Raw genomic sequence first — 19,829 nt, forward strand, 5'->3', positions numbered from 1 at the left:
TTCCGTGGCGCAGCGCAGCCTTGGACATCGGCTGGGGAGGCTGCTGTCGAGGCAGTGCAACGCCGCCACCGTCTGGACAGGCGCCAACGCGCGCGACGCTCCGCGCTGGTGGGCGCCACGCGCGGGCCGGGCGGCGGCGAGGGGGCGGCAGGCGTGGCGCGGGTCAGCGCGTCGGCGGGTTGCCGGCGATGGTGCGCGCGCCGGTGATGATCATGCGCAGCATCTGCGACAACTGCTCGATCAGCTCGGCGTCCTTCTCCTGCGGCTGGTCCACGGCGGTGGCGCCCATCGCGAACACCAACCGGGTGATCGCCTTGGACGCCAGCGCCGGTTCGTGCAGTACCGCGCCACCGTCGGCGGCGGCCAGGCGGATCAGGTCCAGGCGCAGTTCGTCTTCGAAGTAGTTCAGTTCGCGGTCCACGGCCTGCTTGAACGCGTCCGAGCCGGCGCTGCCTTCGCGCAGCAGCACGTGCAGCAGCTTGTGGTCGGCGCGCAGCTGCTCGAAGAAGGTTTCCACCGACAACCGGATCACGCTGCGCTCGGAGGAGGCTGCGCGCTGGCGCGCCTCGCCGATGATCGTGCGCAGGGAGCGCCCGGCCAGGTCGATCAGGGCCACGGTCAGCTCGTCCATGTCGCGGAACTGGCGGTAGAACGAATTGGGTGCGATGCCGGCCTCGCGCGCGACCTCGCGCAGGCTGAGCGTGGAGACGCTGCGGTGCGGGCCGATCAGGGCCAGCGCGGCGGCCAGCAGGTCGTCGCGCGAGATCGAGGCTTTGCGCGCCGGATGGGCATCGTCGGCGGCGGACAGGGGCAGGTCTGGGGAGGTCATCGGGCGCAGGGCGGTCAAGTCCCTGAATCATAGCCCGTCCATTCAATATACAACTGTATACACGCCTGTATGTGCGTGCGTATAGTGGTTCTATGAGCGCCAAACCCCGTCCGCCGTCCTCCCGCCGCAACCCCGTCTCGCCCCGCCACTGGGTGTCCGAAGAACTCTTCGACTTCTGGGCCGGGCGGCTGCATCCGTTGTGGACCCTGCGCCGGGCGCGGGCGCGGCTGGTCGCCCGCGAGCCGGCCAGCGCCGACGCCGTCACCCTGGTGCTGCGGCCGAACCGGCATTTCCGTGGCCTGCAGCCTGGCCAGCACATCACCCTCGGGGTGGACGTGGATGGCCGCCGCCTGTCGCGCAGCTACAGCCCGACCCCGCTGGCCGATGGCACGCTGGCGATCACGGTCAAGGCGATCGAAGGCGGCAAGGTCAGCCAGCAGCTGGCGCAGCGCGCCGTCGTCGGCGACACCTTCGAACTGGGGCAGGCGTTCGGCGAGATGACCCTCGCTCCGCGCGCCGGGCAGCGTTTGCTGCTGCTGGCCGCTGGCAGCGGGATCACCCCGATGCGTGCGCTGCTGCGCCAGCTCGACGCTGCCGGCATGCCGGCGCAGGTGGACCTGGTGTACTGGGCGCGGCGCCGCGAAGAGCTGTGTTTTGCCGAGGAACTGGCCGCGCTGTCCGCGCGCCACGCGAACCTGCGCGTGCAGCTGGCGTTGACCCGCGACCCATCGGCGCCGTCGCCGCGCGTGGATGCCTTCGCCTTCGACGCGCTGGGTGACCTGACCAACGCGCAGGTGTTGGTCTGCGGCCCCGGTGGCTTCGTCGATGCGGCGCGTGCGCGCCTGCACGGCCAGGTGGCCGCGCTGCAGTCCGAAGCCTTCACCCCGCCGGTGCTGCCCGATGCGGAGACCGGCACCGTGCAGGTGGAGCTGCGCCGCAGCGGCCGCACCCTGGCCCTGCCGCGCGGTACCTCGCTGCTGCAGGCGCTGGAGGCTGAAGGCCTGCGCCCGGCCAGCGGCTGCCGCATGGGCATCTGCAATACCTGCGTGTGCGGCAAGGCGTCCGGCGTCACCCGCCACACCCTGACCGGCGAGTACGCCGATGAACCAGCCACGCAAGTGAAGCTGTGCGTCAACAGCGCCAGCACCGACCTGATCCTGGAGCTGTGACGATGTCTTCCGTGCAAAACCGTGCGCTTTCCGCCGCCGACCTGCAGTCCTTCGGCGATGAACTCGACGCGCTGCGTGCGCGCCAGCTGGCCACGCTGGGCGAAGCCGACGCGCGCTACATCCGCCGCGTGGTGGCCGGCGTGCGCTGGACCGGCGTGGCCGGCCGCGCGCTGCTGTTCCTCGGCGCCTTCGTGCACAGCGTGCTGATTCCGGCGTGGATCGCCGGCGTGCTGCTGCTGGCAGTGTCCAAGATCCTGGAAAACATGGAGCTGGCGCACAACGTCATCCACGGCCAGTACGACTGGATGGGCGACCCGCAGCTGCAGGGCAGCACCTACGAGTGGGACATCGTCGGCACCGCCGACAACTGGCGCAAGACCCACAACTTCCGCCACCACACCTACACCAACGTGCGTGGCCTGGACGACGATATCGGCTATGGGCTGCTGCGGATCTTCCCCGAACAGCGCTGGCGCCCGTTCTACCTGACCCAGCCGGTGGTGGCGGTGGTGTTCGCGCTGCTGTTCGAATGGGGCATCGCCATCCAGGACCTGCGTCTGGGCCGCTGGTTCGCCGGCAAGATCACCTTCCGCCAGCTGCTGGCGCAGGCGCGCCCGGTCGGGCGCAAGATGGGCAGCCAGATGTTCAAGGACTACCTGCTGTTCCCCGCGCTGGCCGGCCCGTTCTTCCTGCCGGTGCTGCTGGGCAACGTGGTGGCCAACCTGATCCGCAACGTGTGGACCTACGTCATCATCTTCTGCGGCCACTTCACCGCCGATGCCGAGACCTTCCCCAAGGAATGCGTGCGCGATGAGAGCCGGGGCCACTGGTACCTGCGCCAGCTGCGCGGCTCGTCCAACCTGACCGGCGGCAAGCTGATGAACCTGATGTCGGGCAACCTCAGCCACCAGATCGAGCACCATTTCTACCCGGACGTGCCGGCCAACCGCTATGCGGCGATCGCGGTGGAAGTGAAGGCGATCTGCGCGCGCTACGGCCAGCACTACAACACCGGCTCGCTGCCCAAGCAGTTTGGCCAGGTGATGTGGCGGATCCTGCGCCACGCGTTTCCGAGCAAGCCCGGCCGCGCGGCCGCGCGCGCGGCAGCCACCGCCCAGCCGCAGGTGCAACAGGGCTGAGCGGCGGACGGTGGGCCTCAGTCTTCCAGGCCCATCGTCCCTTCAGCCAGCGGCACCCGGCTGCCGTCGAGCAGGCCGCGGCTGAGCTTTCCGTCCTCGATGAACAGCAACTCGCCGTTCTCGCCGTTCTTGATGCTGCTGTCGATGGCGATGATGCGGTCGCCGTGGAAGCTGCTGACGTGCGGCATCGAGGTGTGGCCGACCACGATCCGCTTCAGCGCAAGCTGGCCGAGCAGCGCATCGACCTGGGCGGTATCCATCTGCCCGTCGAAATAGCCGCGGTACCAGATCGGGCTCGTCTTGCCGTCGAACAGGCGTGCGCTGTCAGGCGCGGCCTTGACCTGGTCGCGCGGCAGCCCGACCGAGGCCTGGTAGGTGGCATTGGTGCTATCCATGTCGCGCACCAGGTCCAGGTTGTCCGGCGCGATGCCGCCGTGCAGGAACAGGGTGTCGCCGATCTTCAGCAGCACCGGGCGGGTGCGCAGCCACTGGCCGATCACCGAATCGGCGCCGTACAGCGCCGGGTAGCTGCGGCCCAGCAGCTGTGCGCTCTTGAGGTACTTCGGGTTGACGTAGCGCAGGTCGTCGTAGAGCACCATCGTCTCGTGGTTGCCGAGCACGAAGTGCACCGCGCCGCCGACGGCGTGGGCCTGCTGCTGCAGGCTGTACAGCAGCCAGAACGCTTCGGTGACCTGCGGGCCGCGGTCGAAGACATCGCCGGCCACCACCAGGGTGGCGTCGCCCAGCGACCACTGGTCCTGCGCATCGATCACGTGGTGGGCGCGCAGCAGCGTGACCAGCAGGCCGTACTGGCCGTGGATGTCCGACACGGCGACGATGCGCGGCGTGGCCGGGTACTGCGCCACCTCGGCCGTGCGCGGCGCCAGCACGTGCAGCGGGTGCGGGTAGCCGCACTCGGGCAGCACCACGCTGGCATCGTCGCGCGCCGGCAGCGTGCGGCGCACCACGTGGTCGTTGCAGACCCACTCGGCCTCGCGGCCCTTGGCGGTGAGGAACACATAGGGACCATCGGCATCCACATGCTCGGCGGGTTGCGGCACCTCGCGGGCGGCGACGGAGGTGCACAGCAGCAGGGCGGACGGAAACAGCGCGCACGACAGGCGCAATGAACGGCGGAGCGACATCGATGGAGTCCTTGGACAGCGGAGAACGGTGCAGGCCAACGCCCACGCGGTGATCCTACGCCGCCCATGCCGTGCCCGGGATGCGCCGTTGGTACTGCCGGATGTGCCGCAACAGGCGGCTCGCGCCCGAGACCGTCATGGCCACGCACGGGTGTCATGTCATGTCATTACAAAATGAACGCCGGCTCAAGTGTAATAGTCTCCGCGCGCGCCGCTGCTTACCCTGCGCGCATTGCCCTGGAGACACTGTTATGGGTCACGACCACGATCACCTGCCCAGCGAAATCCGCCACGAGAAGCCCCTGTGGTGGGCCCTCGGCCTGACCACCACGTTCCTGGTGGTGGAGGTGGTCGGTGCGTTCTGGACCAACAGCCTGGCGTTGCTGTCCGATGCGGCGCACATGGCTACCGACACCCTGGCGCTGATGATCGCGCTGGTAGCGGTGCGGCTGAGCCGACGCCCGCCCGATGCCAAGCGCACCTACGGTTACGCGCGGCTGGAAGCGCTCGGCGCGATGATCAATGGCGCCATGCTGTTCGTGGTGGCGGCCTACATCCTGTGGGAGGCGATCGCCCGCTTCCGCCAACCGCAGGAGATCGCATCCACTGGCATGCTGGTGATCGCCGCGATCGGCCTGGGCATCAACCTGATCTCGATGCGCCTGCTGCGCGCCGGCAGCGGTGAGAGCCTCAACGTGAAGGGTGCCTATCTGGAAGTGTGGGCCGACATGCTCGGCTCGGTCGCGGTGATCATCGGCGCGCTGCTGATCCGCTGGACCGGCTGGAAGCCGATCGACCCGATCCTGGCCGTGCTGATCGGCCTGTGGGTGCTGCCGCGCACCTGGGTGCTGATGCGCGAGGCGATCAACGTGCTGCTGGAAGGCGTGCCCAAGGGCATGGACGTGCATGCCGTGCGCCAGACCCTGTGCGCACAGCCGGGCGTGGTGGATGTGCATGACCTGCACGTCTGGGCGCTAGCGTCCAGCACGCCCGCACTGACCGCGCACGTGGTGATGGCCGACGGCATCGACGCCGATGCGCTGCGGCGCGTGCTGGGCACGGCGCTGCATGAGGCGTTCGATATCGACCACGTGACCCTGCAGATCGAGGCGGACCACTGCGGCGACAGCTGCAGCGTGGGCACCGCGCGCGCGCATGCGGATCACGACCACGACCACGACCACGCTCACGACCACGCCGGGCATGCGCCTGCGCCGGCCGACACCCGCCGCGGCCCCCAGGATGCCCAGGGCCACCACGGCCACCCGCATCCCTGAACCCGGCTCCCGGTGGCGCGCGTGCAGGGCAGGGCAGGCTTGCCGCTACAATGCGGGTCTGCCTTGCCATCTGTCGGAGATACTGCAGTGACCCGGAAACTCGTACTGTTGCGCCACGGCCAGAGCCAGTGGAACCTGGACAACCGCTTCACCGGTTGGGTGGACGTGGAACTGACCGAACAGGGCCGCCGCGAGGCCGCCGCCGCCGGCCGCCTGATGCGCGAAGAAGGGCTGCAGTTCGATGTGGCACATACCTCGGTGCTCAAGCGCGCCATCCACACCCTGCAGGGTGCATTGGCCGAGCTGGACCAGGACTGGCTGCCGGTGAGCAAGAGCTGGCGCTTGAACGAGCGCCACTACGGCGGCCTGCAGGGCCTGGACAAGGCCGAGACCGCCGCCAAGCACGGCGAGGACCAGGTCAAGATCTGGCGCCGTTCCTACGACATCCCGCCGCCGGCGATGGACATCGAAGACCCGGGCCACCCGATCCACGACCGCCGCTACGCCGGCCTGGACCGCAATGCGCTGCCGGGCACCGAGTCGCTGGCCACCACGCTGGACCGCGTGCTGCCGTACTGGTTCGACGCGATCGCCCCGCAGCTGAAGGACGGCAAGACGGTGCTGGTGACCGCGCACGGCAATTCGCTGCGCGCGCTGTACAAGTACCTCAACAACGTCTCGCAGGACGCCATCCTGGAGCTCAACATCCCGACCGGCATTCCGTTGCTGTTCGAATTGAACGATGACCTGAGCGTGCAGTCGTTCCGTTACCTCGGCGACCCGGAAGCCGCCCGCAAGGCCGCCGAGGCCGTGGCGAACCAGGGCAAGGCCAAGTAATCCGAACGCCCGCGTAGAGCCACCCCATGGGTGGCTGTCGCAATGCCGGATACCGCAGCCACGCATGGCGTGGCTCTACCGTCAGGCCGGATACCGCGCAGCCACGTATGGCGTGGGCCCACGAGGGTGCGCCACGTAGAGCCACCCCATGGGTGGCTGCCCGCAATGCCGGATACCGCAGCCACGCATGGCGTGGCTCTACCGTTAGGTCGGATACCGCGCAGGCCCGCATGGCGTGGCGCCACGAGGGTGCACCACGTAGAGCCACCCCATGGGTGGCTGCCCGCAATGCCGGATACCGCAGCCACGCATGGCGTGGCTCTACCGTTAGGCCGGATACCGCGCAGCCACGCATGGCGTGGCTCTACCGTTAGGCCGGGCACCGTCAGGCACGCATGGCGTGGCGGGGTGACCTTTGGCCGGTCCCCCGCCGCCGCGCGCGCGCTACGCTGCCCGATTGCCCGTGATCCGGGCGATGCATCCATCTGTAGCCGGAGAGTCGAATGAAGTTTTCCAAGCTGGTCCCGCTGGGCCTGACCGTCGCCATCGCCGCCTCGCTGGCGTCCTGCGGCAAGACCGATCCCGCGCCCGCCGCGACCGCCGACACGGCCAAGCCGGCCTTCGACATGTCGCAGATCAAGACCCCGCCGATCTCGCTCAACAGCGCCGACCTGGATCCGTCGATCGCCGCATGCACGGACCTCAACGGTTTCGTCAACAGCAAGTGGCTCACCGCCAACCCGGTGCCCAACGACCAGACCACCTGGGGCAGCTTCGAGATCCTGCGCGAGCGCTCGCTCGAAGTGCAGCACGCGCTGGTGCAGCAGGCCGCCGCCAGCCAGGCCAAGGCCGGCTCGGTGGAAGCCAAGATCGGCGACATCTGGAAGACCGGTTCGGACGAAGCCAAAATCGAAGCTGCCGGCATCACCCCGCTGCAGCCGCAGCTGGACACGATCGCCGCCCTCAACGACACCGCCGCCATCACCCGGTACCTGCGCGACAGCCAGGCGCAGGGCCAGGGCGTGTTGTTCTCGCTGTTCGCCAATGCCGATTACAAGGACTCGGCCAATGTCATCGCCTATGTCGGCCAGGGCGGCCTGGGCCTGCCGGAGAAGGGCTATTACGTCGACGATGCGCAGGCCAAGATCCGCAATGCGTACGTCGCTTACATCGCCCAGGTGCTGACCCTGTCCGGCGTCGACGCCGCGCAGGCCAAGACCCAGGCCAAGGCGGTGATGGACTTCGAAACGCGGCTGGCCAAGGCCTCGATGTCGCGCATCGAGATGCGTGACCCGGCCAAGCGCTACAACCCGGTGAGCGCCGTTGAAGCCGACACGCTCACCCCGAACTTCAGCTGGACCGCGCTGTTCGACACCCTCAAGGTGCCGGCCGCGCAGAAGTTCTCGCTGGCCCAGCCGGCGTTCTTCACCGAAGTGGACAAGATGCTCGCCGATGTACCGGCCAGCACCTGGCAGGCCTACCTGCGCTTCCACACCATCGATGACGCCGCGCCATACCTGAGCAGCGCGTTCGAGAAGGCCAACTTCGACTTCTACAGCACCACCCTGCGTGGCCAGAAGGAAATGCAGCCGCGCTGGAAGCGCGTGCTGGAGTCGGTCAATGGCGCGATCGGCGAAGGCCTGGGCCAGATGTACGTCAACGCGGTGTTCCCGGCCGAGTCCAAGGTGCAGATGCAGCACCTGGTGGAGAACCTCTCGGCGGCGCTGAAGGCACGCCTGGAGAAGCTCGAATGGATGGGCGAGGACACGCGCAAGAAGGCGCTGGAGAAGTGGGCCAGCTTCACCCCGAAGATCGGCTACCCGGACAAGTGGCGCGACTGGTCGGGCTTTGAAACCAACGCCGACAGCTACCTGGGCAACATGCAGGCCGCGCGCGCGTTCAACTACCGCTACATGTTGAACAAGATCGGCAAGCCGGTGGACAAGACCGAGTGGGGCATGACCCCGCAGACCGTCAACGCCTACTACAACGCCACCAAGAACGAGATCGTGTTCCCGGCGGCGATCCTGCAGGCGCCGTTCTTCGACGCCAAGGCCGATCCGGCGCTGAACTACGGCGGCATCGGCGCGGTGATCGGCCATGAAATGATGCACGGCTACGATGACTCGGGCAGCCAGTTCGCGGCCAACGGCAACTTCGACAACTGGTGGACCGACAGCGACCGCAAGGCCTTCACCGGCCGCACCGACCAGCTGGTGGCGCAGTTCGACGGCTACGAGTCGCTGCCGGGCGTGAACGTGAAGGGCAAGCTGACCCTGGGCGAGAATATCGGCGACCTGGGGGGCCTGACCGTGGCGTACGACGCGCTGCAGATGGCGCTGAAGGAAGACCCGAAGGCCAACGTGGCCGTCGATGGCCACAGCCAGGACCAGCGCTTCTTCATGAACTGGGCCACCGTGTGGCGCCGCAACTTCAACGAAGGCGAGCTGCGCGTGCGCCTGAACACCGACCCGCACGCCCCGGCCAACTTCCGTGCCAACGGCGCGCCGTCGAACATGCCGGCGTATGCCAAGGCATTCGAGTGCAAGGCCGGCGATGCGATGGTGCGTGCCGACGACAAGCGTGTCGTGATCTGGTGATCGCAGCGCGTTGAGTGGAACGAAACGCCACCCAACGCCGTACTGCACGTTCAGCCGAACGCCGCGATCCCCATCGGGATCGCGGCGTTTTTTGTCTGGGTCTGGCGAAATGCGGACGGGCGTGCCAGATCTACGGCCCGCCAGATCTGCAAGGAAGGAGCGTACCCGCCACTATGCGCGGTTCAAATTCACCTCGAACACTTCGCCATCTTCAATGTAGAGCTGAACGGCAGCGTCCGACGCCAGACGAATGTCCAGCACCCAGACTTGCGGAGCGCCGGCCAGCGCCTCGCAGAGGTCTGCCGTGACCATCTCTGCCGGTCCACCCGTCAACGTCTCTCGAAGTTCATCCAGCGCGTTCGTTGACGCCATTCCCGATGGCACATCCATATGCAATACGTGCCAACGTTCATCGGATCGAACGTTGCACGTTAGTGCATCACTTACGTCGTTCCCCGTGATTGGGAACCCCCATATTCTCTGTGTCATTCCTTTCAACCTCCGTTGAGCGGTCGTACCGATCCACGTGAAGGCGTACGTCCTGTAGCCCTCGGTTGATGGGGAGTATGACGTAGCCGCGAAAGGGCTTCAGGGGCGGCCAACAATGGCTGGCCGCGCATCCGCGGCCATTGACGCCCTCCTGTTCGCGAGCGCGTCGATCGCCTGTTGCTATGCACGGCGACCGGGCGCAGGCCACGGGAACTCCGTCGCGTGCGTGCGGCCGGACCGTGGGCGTCAGGCCAACGCCGGTTCGCGTCGCTGCAGGTCCTGGAAGGCGCCCAGCAGGTAGGGATCGACCAGGCCGCCGGCGGCGTCATCGAGGAGGCGCATGGCACGGGCGGGGTCCATCGCGTTGCGGTAGGGCCGGTCGCTGGTCATGGCATCCCAGGCGTCGACGATGGTCAGGATGCGTGCGCCGAGTGGAATCGCGTCGCCACGCAGGCCATCGGGATAACCGCTGCCGTCGAAGGCTTCATGATGCGCGCGGATCAGGCGGGCCACGTCGACGGCATCGCCGCGTCCGGTGGCCAGGAAGATGCGTTCGCCGTGTTCGGGGTGCTGGCGCATGATCGCCTGCGCGGCGTCGTCGTGGCCGCCGCTGCTGAGCAGCACCTCGTCGGGGATGCCGATCTTGCCGATGTCGTGGAAGCAGGCCGCCAGTCCGATGCGGGTGCACTGCGCTGGATCGAGGCCGCAGTGGCGGGCCAGCGCGGTGGCCAGCAGGCCCACGCGGTCGCAGTGGAGGCGGGTATAGGCATCGCGCAACTGCAGCGAAAGCGACAGTGCGTCAATGGAGCAGGCCAGCGCGTGGCTGGCGCCGAATGGGGAAGAATCGGTCACGTGACGTTCTTGCAGCGCCCCCGGCTGCGGTGCGGCCGGGGGCGGTGGGATCAATGCCGTTGCAGCTGGATGCCGTGCTTCTTGGCGTAGGCGTCCTGCGCCGCGTCCAGGGCCTGCATTTCGCCATCGATGCGATTGCCCACGGCCTGCAGCTTCTCGGCCAGCGGCATGATCTGGGCCTTGTCGTAGCCGTCCGGCAGCGCGGCGATCTCCAGCAGGATGCCGAACATTTCATCCGCGCTCTGCACGTAGGTACGCAGCTTCTGGTGCACGTCCTTGGCGTCCTCGTCCGGCGGCATCTGGTCGATCATCGCCAGGTGCTGCCGGGTCTCTGCGCGCGCGCCTTCCAGCCCGGACTTGAACGTGGCCAGGCCCTTGCCTTCGCCCAGCGCCTTCTGCAGCTGCTCGCCGCGCGGACCGATGGTCCACTGCTGCACGGTCATGGTGGTGCCATTCCACAGCGCGACGTTTTCAGTCAGGTACTCGCTGGCGGTCATGCCGCTGCCGTTGCCACTACAGGCGCTGAGCAGGGCCAGGCCGGCGGCCAACAGCAGGGTTTGGAATCGTTTCAAAGCAACACTCCTTGTCGCGGGCTGTAAGTGCATACGCGGCCCCGGCCCGCAGCAGCGGAGGCGCGTCGAGGGATCAATGGGGCGGCCGATCAGCCCGGGGCGAGGGTCAGCAGCAGTGCCTTGGCGGCACTGAAGCGGTCTTCGGGCAACGGCAGCGGGTGCTTGATGCGCAGCTTGTCCGGGCCGTCCATGCTGTACAGCTTGGGTTGCTTCTGGATCATCTGGATGACCGCCATCGGATCGATGGCCGGCTTGGCCTCGAACACGATGCGTCCGCCGTTCTCGCCCAGCTCCAGCTTGCGCACGCCCAGCGTGTTGGCCTGCAGCTTGAGCTCGGCGATGGCGAACAGGTGCTTGGCCGGATCCGGCAGCAGGCCGAAACGGTCGATCATTTCCACCTGCAGCTCGCGCAGTTCATCGGTGTCGCGCGCGCTGCTGATGCGCTTGTACAGGGTCAGGCGGGTATGCACGTCGGGCAGGTAGTCGTCCGGGATCAAGGCCGGCACATGCAGTTCCACTTCGGCGCCGCGCGCTTCTTCGCCGGCATCCAGGTCGGGCAGCTTGCCCAGCCGGATGCTGCGTACCGCGCGTTCGAGCAGCTCGGTGTACAGGCTGAAGCCGACCTCGGCCATCTGCCCGCTCTGGTCTTCGCCGAGCAGTTCGCCGGCGCCGCGGATTTCCAGGTCGTGGGTGGCCAGGGTAAAGCCGGCACCCAGCTCGTCCATCGAGGCGATCGCATCCAGCCGCTTCTCCGCGTCCGGGGTCATCGCGCGCTTGTCCGGCACCACCAGGTAGGCATAGGCACGGTGGTGCGAACGACCCACGCGGCCACGCAGCTGGTGCAGCTGGGCCAGGCCGAAGCGGTCGGCGCGGTTGATGATGATGGTGTTGGCGTTGGGGATGTCGATGCCCGATTCGATGATCGTGGTGGACAGCAGCACGTTGTAGCGCTGCTTCTGGAAGTCCAGCATCACCCGCTCCAGCTCGCGCTCGGGCATCTGCCCGTGGGCGATGCCGATGCGCGCCTCGGGCACCAGCTCGGCCAGGTCGCGCTGCATGCGCCCGATGCTTTCCACGTCGTTGTGCAGGAAGTACAGCTGGCCACCACGCGCCAGTTCGCGCTGGAATGCTTCGCGCAGCAGCGCGTTGTCCCAGGCGGTGATGAAGGTCTGCACGGCCAGCCGGTTCGGCGGCGGGGTGGCGATGATCGACAGGTCGCGCAGGCCGGCCATGGCCATGTTCAACGTGCGCGGGATCGGGGTGGCGGTCAGGGTCAACAGGTGCACGTTGGCGCGCATCGCCTTCAGCGCTTCCTTCTGGCGCACGCCGAAGCGCTGTTCCTCGTCCACCACCACCAGGCCGAGGTCCTTGAACTTCACGTCCGGCTGCAGCAGGCGATGGGTGCCGATGATCACGTCGATGGTGCCCTCGGCGACCTTCTCCAGCTCGGCCTTGATCTCCTTGGTGCTCTTGAAGCGCGACAGCACCTCCACCCGCAACGGCCAATCGGCGAAGCGGTCGCGGAAGTTGCGGTAGTGCTGTTCGGCCAGCAGCGTGGTCGGCACCAGCACGGCGACCTGCTTGCCGGCGCTGGCGGCAGCGAACGCGGCACGTACCGCCACCTCGGTCTTGCCAAAGCCGACGTCGCCGCAGACCACGCGGTCCATCGGCTGGCTGCTGGCAAGGTCGCGCAGGGTGGCATCGATCGCGGCGAGCTGGTCCGGGGTTTCCTCGAACGGGAACCCGGCCGCGAACGGTTCGTACATCGAGCGGTCCACGTGCAGTGCAAGTCCGGCACGCGCGCGGCGGCGGGCCTGGATTTCCAGCAGTTCGGCGGCCACGTCACGGACCTTCTCGGCCGCCTTGCGCTTGGCCTTGGTCCACTGCTCGCCGCCGAGCGAGTGCAGCGGCGCGGTTTCGGCCGAGGCGCCGGAATAGCGGCTGATCAGGTGCAGCTGCGCGACCGGCACGTACAGGCGGTCGCCCTTGGCGTATTCGATCTCCAGGAATTCGCCCGGCATGCCGCCGGCATCGAGCACGATCAGCCCGCGGTAGCGGCCCACGCCGTGGTCTTCATGGACGATCGGCGCGCCTTCGGTCAGCTCGCCCAGGTCACGGATGATCGCTTCGGGCTCGCGCCCGACCCGGCGGCTGCGGCGGGTGGTGCCGGCGCGCTCGGGGAACAACTGGCGCTCGGTGAGCACCGCGATCCGCGGTGCATCCAGCGCGAAGCCGTCTTCCAACGGCGCCACGGTGATCGCAAACCGGGTGCCGGCGTCGGCCAGGAACGCCGGCAGGTCGCCCAGCACCGGCGGTTTCAGCTCGGCGGCCTGCAGCACCTCCAGCAGCGCCTCGCGGCGCCCCGGCGAATCGGCGGCGATCAGCACCCGGCCCGGGTAGTGGCCGAGGAAGGATTTCAGCGCTTCGCCGGCGGGGGCATCGCGCGCGGCCACCGGCAGCGGCGGCAACGGCTGGTCGCCCAGCGGCTGCGCGTCCTCGATGCGCGGATGGTCGGCGGCCCAGATGTCGATGCGCGGCAGTGCATTGAGCTTGGCGTTCAAGCCCTCCGGGCTGAGGTACAGCTCCGACGGTGCCAGCAGCGGACGCTCCACGTCGTGGCGGCGCTGCTCGTAACGGTTGCCGGTCTGTGCCCAGAACGCAGCGGCCGCCTCGCCCACACCGACCCCGATCAGCGGCAGCACGTTCGGCTGCAGGTAGTCGAACAGCGTGGCGGTCTGGTCGAAGAACAACGGCAGGTAGTACTCCACGCCCGCCGGTGCCAGCCCGGCCTTGAGGTCCTGGTACAGTGCGCTGCGCCGGGTATCCACGTCGAAACGCTCGCGCAGGGTGGCCAGCACCCGCGACACGGCCAGGTCGTCCAGCGGCACTTCGCGGCCCGGCAGCATCCGCACCGCGTCGACCTTGTCGAGCGAGCGCTGGCTTTCCGGGTCGAACGCACGGATCGAATCGATGTCCTCGTCGAGCAGCTCGATCCGCAGCGGCGCCTCGGCGCCCATCGGGAACACGTCGAGCAGGCCGCCACGCACCGCGAAATCGCCCGGGTCCATCACCTGCGGCACGTTGCGGTAGGCGGCCGCTTCCAGCCGGCGCTTCTCCGCGTCCAGGTCCAGGCGCTGGCCGACCTTCAGGTCGAAGCTGCCGCCGATGATGTATTTGAGCGGGGCCAGCTGCTGCAGCAACGTCTGCACCGGCACCACCACGATGCCGCGGGTGAGCGAGGGCAGCTGGTGCAGCGCGGCCAGGCGCTGGGAAATGATGTCCGGGTGCGGGCTGAAGGCGTCGTAGGGCAGGGTTTCCCAATCCGGGAACACCACCACCGGCAGGTCCGAGTCGCCGCCCAGCAGGGTGCGCAGATCCGCCTCGATCTGGTTGGCCCCGTGGTTGTCGCGTGCAATGAACAGCAGCGGCCCGTCATGGACCTCGGCGGCACGGGCGACATACCACGCCAGCGCAGTGGCCGAAGCGGGAGTGCGCCACCAGGCGCGGAGCTGACCGGGACGTGGCAGCGGCGGTGCGGGATAGGAGGTGCGTGACATGAACCGCCGATTTTAGCAGACGGCGCGGTCACGACCGTGTCAGCCCGGCGGGGTGCCGGTAGGCCCGCGCACCACGCCGCTGATCGTGGCCTGTCTGGTGGCACAGCCCCCTTGAGCCAAGGAGGCTGGCCGACAGGCGCGGGGATCTGGGTGCCGGTGAGCCGCAGCCCGCAGTCTGCGCAGCAGACCGTGGGGCTGTGCGCGACTACGCGCTGCATCGCCGGCCCACGGCCGGCGCGACCTCAACTGTCGAGTTCGAGCACCATGCGCACCAACCCGGGCGTGCCCTGCGGATGCGGTACCGGCTTGAAGCCCAGCGATGCAGCCAGCTGCTTCATCGGCTCGTTCTCTTCGGCGACATCGCCATACAGGCGGTCCAGGTACTTGCCGCGCGCCCATTTGACCAGCTTGCGCATCAGCTGGCGGCCCAGGCCCTGGCCGACCAGGAAGCGGCTGACCAGGATGGCGTACTCCGCTTCGCGGGTGCCCTGGATGATCGACGCGCGTGCGACCGCCCCGACCACGGCTTCACCGGCGGGCAGGGACTCGGCCGCGACCAGGGTGATCTCGCTCTTGGGATTGGGATGGGTCAGGCGCTGGGTGGTTTCCGGCGACAGTTCGGTTACCGACTGCAGGAAACGGTCGCGGATCTCCTCCGGACCGAACAGGCTGAAGGCCGCGTGCAGCGGTGCCCCGTCTTCGGGGCGGATCGGGCGGATCAGCAGCTCGTGGCCACTGGGTGCCTTGAAAATCTCGTGCCAGGGCGGCATGCGGTTACGGGTAGCCATACCGGTGATTCCTAGGTGGTCTTCGGATTCTCGCATCCCCGGGGGGCGGTTCCGTGAACGGAACGCTCACGCCGTTCAGGGGCGCGAAAGGGCGCTCATTCGGCCTGCTTGAGCCACTGCAGGCGGGTGCTGGCACCGGCTTCGCCCAGGAACTGCTTCAGCGCCGGCATCGCCGGGGCCAGGACCTGGTCGAACTGCCACGGCGGATTGAGCAGCAGCATGCCGCTGCCATTGAGCCGCAGCGGTGAATCGTCCGGACGGATCAGCAGCTCGGCGGTCAGTACCGACTTCACCGGCAGGGCACAGGCCTTGCGCAGGAAGTGCAGGATGGTGCGGCGTTGCTTGATCGGGAACCAGACCGCGAAGCTGGCCTGCGGCCAGCGCCCCAGGATCTCGGTCACCGAGGCCAGGATGGCCTGGTACTCGGCGTCCTGGCCTTCGTAGGGCGGGTCGATCAGGACCAGCCCGCGGCCGATCTTCACGCCGTTGGCCTTGGGCGGCAGCAGGGCTCTGTTCTGGGCATAGCCGTCGGCGTGGTAGACCGCCACGCGGCTGTCATGGGCAAACAGGGCCTTCAGCGAGGCCGCCTCGTCGTCCTGGACCTCGCAGACCGCCATGCGGTCCTGCTCCCGCAGGGTCTGGGCGGTCAGCAGCGGCGAGCCGGGGTAGCTGATCATCGCCCCGACCGGGTTGTCGGCCTGGACCGCCTTGAGATAGCGCTCGATCACCGCCGGCAGCGCCGGCTGGGCCATCAGCCGCATCACCCCGTCCTCGGCCTCCAGGGTCTTGCGACTTTCCTCGCTGGCCAGCAGGTAGCGGCCCGCGCCGCCGTGGGTGTCCAGCACGAAGAACGGGCTGTCCTTGCGCTTGAAGGTGTCGAGCAGGGCAAGCTGCACGATGTGCTTGAGCACATCGGCATGGTTGCCGGCATGGAAGGCGTGGCGGTAATTCATCGGCGCAGTGTACGGGGCGGCGGGCCCAGCGGCTATGCTGCGCGCATGAACCGCCCCCTGCACAACGTCCTGGTCGTCGAGGACGAAACCGCCATCGCCGACACCGTGCTGTACGCCCTGCGCAGCGAGGGCTATGGCGCCCAGCACTGCCTGCTCGGTGGCGGTGCGCTGGATGCCCTGCGCCAGCAGGCCTTCGACGTGGTGGTGCTGGACGTGGGCCTGCCGGACATGAGCGGGTTCGAGGTGTGTCGCAGCCTGCGCACCTTCAGCGAGGTGCCGGTGATCTTCCTGACCGCGCGCAACGACGAGTTCGACCGCGTGTTGGGCCTGGAGCTGGGCGCGGACGATTACATGGCCAAGCCGTTCTCGCCACGCGAGCTGGTGGCCCGGGTGCGCGCGCGCCTGCGTCGCAGCAGTGCCCCGGCCGATCAGGGCGGCTGGCAGCAGCACGGGCGCTTTGCGATCGATCGCGAAGGGCGCCGCATCCGCTTTGCCGAGCAACCGCTCGAGCTGACCCGTTACGAATATGCGCTGATGGCCGCCTTGCTGCAGCGGCCCGGGGCGATCCTCAGCCGTGCCCAGTTGATGGACCGCGGCTGGGACACCGACGCCGACAGCGCCGACCGCACCGTCGATACCCACGTCAAGACGCTGCGCGCCAAGCTGCGTGCCGCCGGGGCCGACCCCGACCCGATCCGCACCCATCGCGGCCTCGGTTACGCGCTGGAGGGCTGAGCGATGCGGCTCGGCCTCAAGCTGTTCCTCGGCTTCTTCCTGATCGTGGGCATCGCCGCGTTCTTCGTGATGCGTATCTTCGTCAACGAAGTGAAGCCCGGCGTGCGCCAGGCAATGGAGTCGACCCTGGTCGATGCGGCCAACGTACTGGCCGAGATGGCCGCCGCCGACGTCAAGGCCGGCACGATCCGCAACGGTACCTTCGTGGCCAACCTGGCCCGTGCGCAGCGCCGCGACCCCAAGGCGATGGTGTGGCGTTTCCCCAAACGCACGCTCGACTACCAGGTGACCATCACCGATGCCAGGGGCATCGTGATCTACGACTCCACCGGGAAGGGCATCGGCCGCGACAACTCGCGCTGGAACGATGTCTACCGCACCCTGCGTGGCGAGTATGGCGCCCGTTCCAGCCCGGAAGTCCCCGGTGACGACACCCATTCGGTAATGCACGTGGCCGCGCCGATCCACGACCCGGCCGACGCCAGGCGCCTGATCGGCGTGCTCAGCCTGGCCCAGCCCAACCGCAGCATCGATCCGTTCATTGCCGCCAGCCAGCGCGCCATCATGAAGCGCGGGGCGTGGTTGATCGGCCTGTCGGCGCTGATCGGGCTGCTGATGACCGGTTGGCTGATGCACGGGGTCAACCGGCTCAACCGCTATGCCAAGGCCGTCAGCGCCGGCGAGCCGGTGCCGCCGCCGAAACCGCGCCGCGACGAGATCGGCGACCTCGGCCAGGCGCTGGAGACGATGCGGCGCAAGCTGGAAGGCAAGGCCTACGTCGAGCAGTACGTGCAGTCGCTGACCCACGAGATGAAAAGCCCGCTGGCCGCCATCCGCGGCGCTGCCGAGCTGCTGCAGGAACCGCTGCCCGATGCCGACCGCGTGCACTTCGCACGCAGCATCCAGGGCCAGGAGCAGCGCCTCACCGAAACCATCGACAAGCTGCTGGCGCTGGCCGAGGTGGAGCAGCACGGCTGGCTGCAGAAGCGCGAGCCGATCGACCTGGGCGTGCTGTTGCGCAGCGCCGCCGATGCGGTGGCGGTGCGCGCGCAGGGTGCCGAGGTGCAACTGCAGGTGGAGGTGCCCGACGGCCTGGTGATCCAGGGCGATGGCTACCTGTTGCGCCAGGCGGTGAACAACCTGCTGGAGAACGCGCTGGCGTTCTCAGGGGCCGCCTCCTGCGTGCAGCTCAGCGCCGCGCGCGATGGCGACGGCGTGGTGCTGCGCGTGGCCGACCGTGGCAGCGGCGTGCCCGACTACGCGCTGGAGCGGGTGTTCGAACGTTTCTATTCGCTGGCGCGCCCGGCCACCGGCCTGCGCAGTTCCGGGCTGGGGCTGTCGTTCGTGCAGGAAGTGGCGCGGTTGCATGGTGGGCGCACGCAGTTGCGCAACCGCGAAGGCGGCGGCGCCATCGCTTCGCTGTGGCTGCCGTGGCGCGGCCCGGCTGCGCCGATCCGGCGCTGAGCCCTGGCGGGGCGCGCACTTCACACAGACTTCAAACTCAGCACAAACCCCGCACACCGCCACCGCCGAAGCTGGCCCCCTCCCAACCGAGGACGGGCCATGAAATCCCTGAAGATGCTGTTGCGGTTCGCCATTGTCGGCGGGCTGATCCTGTTGCTGCTGATTCCCCTGATGATGATCAAGGGCGTGATCAGCGAGCGCCAGTCCTACCGTGACGAGGCGTACCTTCGCGTGTCGCAGAGCCGCGCGGGCGCGCAGACGCTGACCGGCCCGGTGCGCGTGGTGCCGTGGACCGAGACGCGCGAGGTGGAAGTGGTGGACGCGGCCGGCAACACGACCAAGGGCGTGCAGACCGAGCAGGGCCACTGGTTGCAGATGCCGTCCAGGCTGCAGGTGGACGGCCGCATGCAGCCGGACGAGCGCCGCATCGGCCTGTTCCGGGTGCCGGTGTACAGCTGGACCGCGAAGATCAGCGCCGAGTTTGCTGACGACGATTACCCGATCAAGCAAGGCCGCGTGTACGGCACGCCGTACCTGGCCGTGGGCATCGCCGACGTGCGCGGCCTGGTCGGTTCGCCCCGGCTGCAGGTCGATGGCACGGCACTGACCCTGCAGCCGGGCATCGGCGACGTTACCGGGATGGGCAAGGGCCTGCATGTGCCGTTGCGTGGCTTCGACGACAGTGCCGGCGGCGTGCTCAAGGGCAGCAAGGTGGAGCTGGGCCTGGTGCTGGATGGCACCCGTTCGCTGGCCGTGGTGCCGGTGGGCGACGACAGCCGCATCGCCATCCAGTCGCCGTGGCCGCATCCGTCGTTTGGTGGCAGCTTCCTGCCCAACCAGCGCACGGTCGGCGAGCAGGGCTTCGAGGCGCAGTGGGCGGTGTCGTCGCTGGCATCGCAGGCGCAGCGCCAGTTGCGCGAGAACACCGACGTCGATCCGGAAACGGTCAGCGTCGAGCTGGTCAACCCGGTGGACATCTACACCCAGGCCGATCGCGCCAGCAAGTACGGCATCCTGTTCATCCTGCTTACGTTCGTGGGTTTCATCCTGTTCGAGCTGATCAAGCGCCTGCGCATCCATCCGCTGCAGTACCTGATGGTGGGCCTGGCGCTGGCGATCTTCTTCCTGCTGCTGCTCAGCCTGTCCGAGCACATTCCGTTCTGGCTGGCCTACGTGGCCTCGGCCGTGGCGTGCATCGGGGTGCAGGCGGTGTACCTGTCCGGGGTATTGAAGAGCTGGGCACGCGGGCTGGGGTTTGCCGGCATGCTCACCGTGCTGTACGGCGCGCTGTACGGCCTGCTGATTTCGGAGAACAACGCGCTGCTGATGGGCTCGCTGCTGCTGTTCGGCGTGCTGGCCACGGCGATGTGGATCACCCGCAGGATCGACTGGTACGAAGTCGGCGCCAGCCTCAAGTAAGGAG

16 protein-coding genes are annotated in these 19,829 nt (G+C 68.2%); 8 read left to right on the forward strand and 8 right to left on the reverse strand.

From position 1 onward, the window contains the following. Positions 1-163: 163 nt before the first annotated feature. Positions 164-829: an HTH-type transcriptional repressor FabR gene (gene fabR / locus M2421_RS05820; protein ID WP_228886691.1), complete on the reverse strand. Its 666-nt coding sequence runs from the start codon at positions 827-829 to the stop codon at positions 164-166. 92 nt (positions 830-921) lie between these two features. Here fabR and M2421_RS05825 point away from each other — a divergent pair, with 92 nt between their 5' ends. After that, positions 922-1,998: a ferredoxin reductase gene (locus M2421_RS05825; protein ID WP_259203948.1), complete on the forward strand. Its 1,077-nt coding sequence runs from the start codon at positions 922-924 to the stop codon at positions 1,996-1,998. Positions 1,999-2,000: 2 nt separating this feature from the next. After that, complete coding sequence (locus M2421_RS05830; RefSeq protein WP_259203950.1) at positions 2,001-3,137, forward strand: acyl-CoA desaturase; 1,137 nt, start codon at positions 2,001-2,003, stop codon at positions 3,135-3,137. Positions 3,138-3,154: 17 nt separating this feature from the next. Here M2421_RS05830 and M2421_RS05835 read toward each other — a convergent pair whose 3' ends face one another. Beyond that, a complete protein-coding gene (locus M2421_RS05835; protein WP_259203951.1) occupies positions 3,155-4,282 on the reverse strand; it encodes a metallophosphoesterase in 1,128 nt (375 codons plus the stop codon). A gap of 251 nt (positions 4,283-4,533) precedes the next feature. Between M2421_RS05835 and M2421_RS05840 the strand changes: the two genes are divergently transcribed. The 3 genes from M2421_RS05840 (at position 4,534) to M2421_RS05850 (ending at position 8,996) form a co-directional block, all read left to right on the forward strand. Beyond that, a complete protein-coding gene (locus M2421_RS05840) occupies positions 4,534-5,559 on the forward strand; it encodes a cation diffusion facilitator family transporter (RefSeq protein ID WP_259203953.1) in 1,026 nt (341 codons plus the stop codon). 87 nt (positions 5,560-5,646) lie between these two features. Continuing rightward, a complete protein-coding gene (gene gpmA, locus M2421_RS05845) occupies positions 5,647-6,396 on the forward strand; it encodes a 2,3-diphosphoglycerate-dependent phosphoglycerate mutase (protein ID WP_259203954.1) in 750 nt (249 codons plus the stop codon). A 503-nt stretch (positions 6,397-6,899) separates the two neighbouring features. Further along, complete coding sequence (locus M2421_RS05850) at positions 6,900-8,996, forward strand: M13-type metalloendopeptidase (RefSeq protein WP_259203955.1); 2,097 nt, start codon at positions 6,900-6,902, stop codon at positions 8,994-8,996. A gap of 171 nt (positions 8,997-9,167) precedes the next feature. Here the strand turns inward: M2421_RS05850 and M2421_RS05855 are convergent, their stop codons facing one another. From M2421_RS05855 to rlmJ, 6 genes are all read right to left on the reverse strand, one after another. Beyond that, entirely contained in the window at positions 9,168-9,368 is a 201-nt protein-coding gene (locus M2421_RS05855; protein ID WP_259203956.1) for a hypothetical protein, read from the reverse strand. Positions 9,369-9,731: 363 nt separating this feature from the next. Further along, the gene (locus M2421_RS05860; RefSeq protein ID WP_259203957.1) at positions 9,732-10,337 is read right to left on the reverse strand and encodes an HD domain-containing phosphohydrolase; all 606 of its coding nucleotides are present in this window, start codon (positions 10,335-10,337) and stop codon (positions 9,732-9,734) included. Positions 10,338-10,387: 50 nt separating this feature from the next. Next, the gene (locus M2421_RS05865; RefSeq protein WP_259203958.1) at positions 10,388-10,909 is read right to left on the reverse strand and encodes a hypothetical protein; all 522 of its coding nucleotides are present in this window, start codon (positions 10,907-10,909) and stop codon (positions 10,388-10,390) included. Between the two features lie 89 nt (positions 10,910-10,998). Beyond that, positions 10,999-14,466, reverse strand: a complete 3,468-nt coding sequence (gene mfd, locus M2421_RS05870; RefSeq protein WP_259203959.1) for a transcription-repair coupling factor — start codon at positions 14,464-14,466, stop codon at positions 10,999-11,001. Positions 14,467-14,708: 242 nt separating this feature from the next. After that, positions 14,709-15,254 carry a GNAT family N-acetyltransferase gene (locus tag M2421_RS05875; RefSeq protein WP_038689569.1) on the reverse strand — a complete coding sequence of 182 codons (546 nt, stop codon included), beginning with the start codon at positions 15,252-15,254 and terminating at the stop codon, positions 14,709-14,711. A 95-nt stretch (positions 15,255-15,349) separates the two neighbouring features. Beyond that, a complete protein-coding gene (gene rlmJ / locus M2421_RS05880; RefSeq protein ID WP_259203962.1) occupies positions 15,350-16,207 on the reverse strand; it encodes a 23S rRNA (adenine(2030)-N(6))-methyltransferase RlmJ in 858 nt (285 codons plus the stop codon). Between the two features lie 45 nt (positions 16,208-16,252). Between rlmJ and creB the strand changes: the two genes are divergently transcribed. The 3 genes from creB to creD all read left to right on the forward strand — a co-directional run bounded on the left by creB (position 16,253) and on the right by creD (position 19,825). Then, positions 16,253-16,942, forward strand: coding sequence for a two-component system response regulator CreB (creB, locus tag M2421_RS05885; protein WP_259203963.1), 690 nt, complete (start codon positions 16,253-16,255; stop codon positions 16,940-16,942). Between the two features lie 3 nt (positions 16,943-16,945). Continuing rightward, positions 16,946-18,406: a two-component system sensor histidine kinase CreC gene (creC, locus tag M2421_RS05890; RefSeq protein ID WP_259203964.1), complete on the forward strand. Its 1,461-nt coding sequence runs from the start codon at positions 16,946-16,948 to the stop codon at positions 18,404-18,406. A gap of 99 nt (positions 18,407-18,505) precedes the next feature. Continuing rightward, positions 18,506-19,825 (forward strand): cell envelope integrity protein CreD, encoded by a 1,320-nt coding sequence (creD, locus tag M2421_RS05895; protein ID WP_259203965.1) that lies wholly within the window; start codon positions 18,506-18,508, stop codon positions 19,823-19,825. The last annotated feature ends 4 nt before the right edge of the window (positions 19,826-19,829 follow it).

It is taken from the genome of Stenotrophomonas sp. BIGb0135 (assembly GCF_024810105.1).
In the GTDB taxonomy this organism is placed as follows: Bacteria; Pseudomonadota; Gammaproteobacteria; order Xanthomonadales; family Xanthomonadaceae; genus Stenotrophomonas; species Stenotrophomonas maltophilia_AB.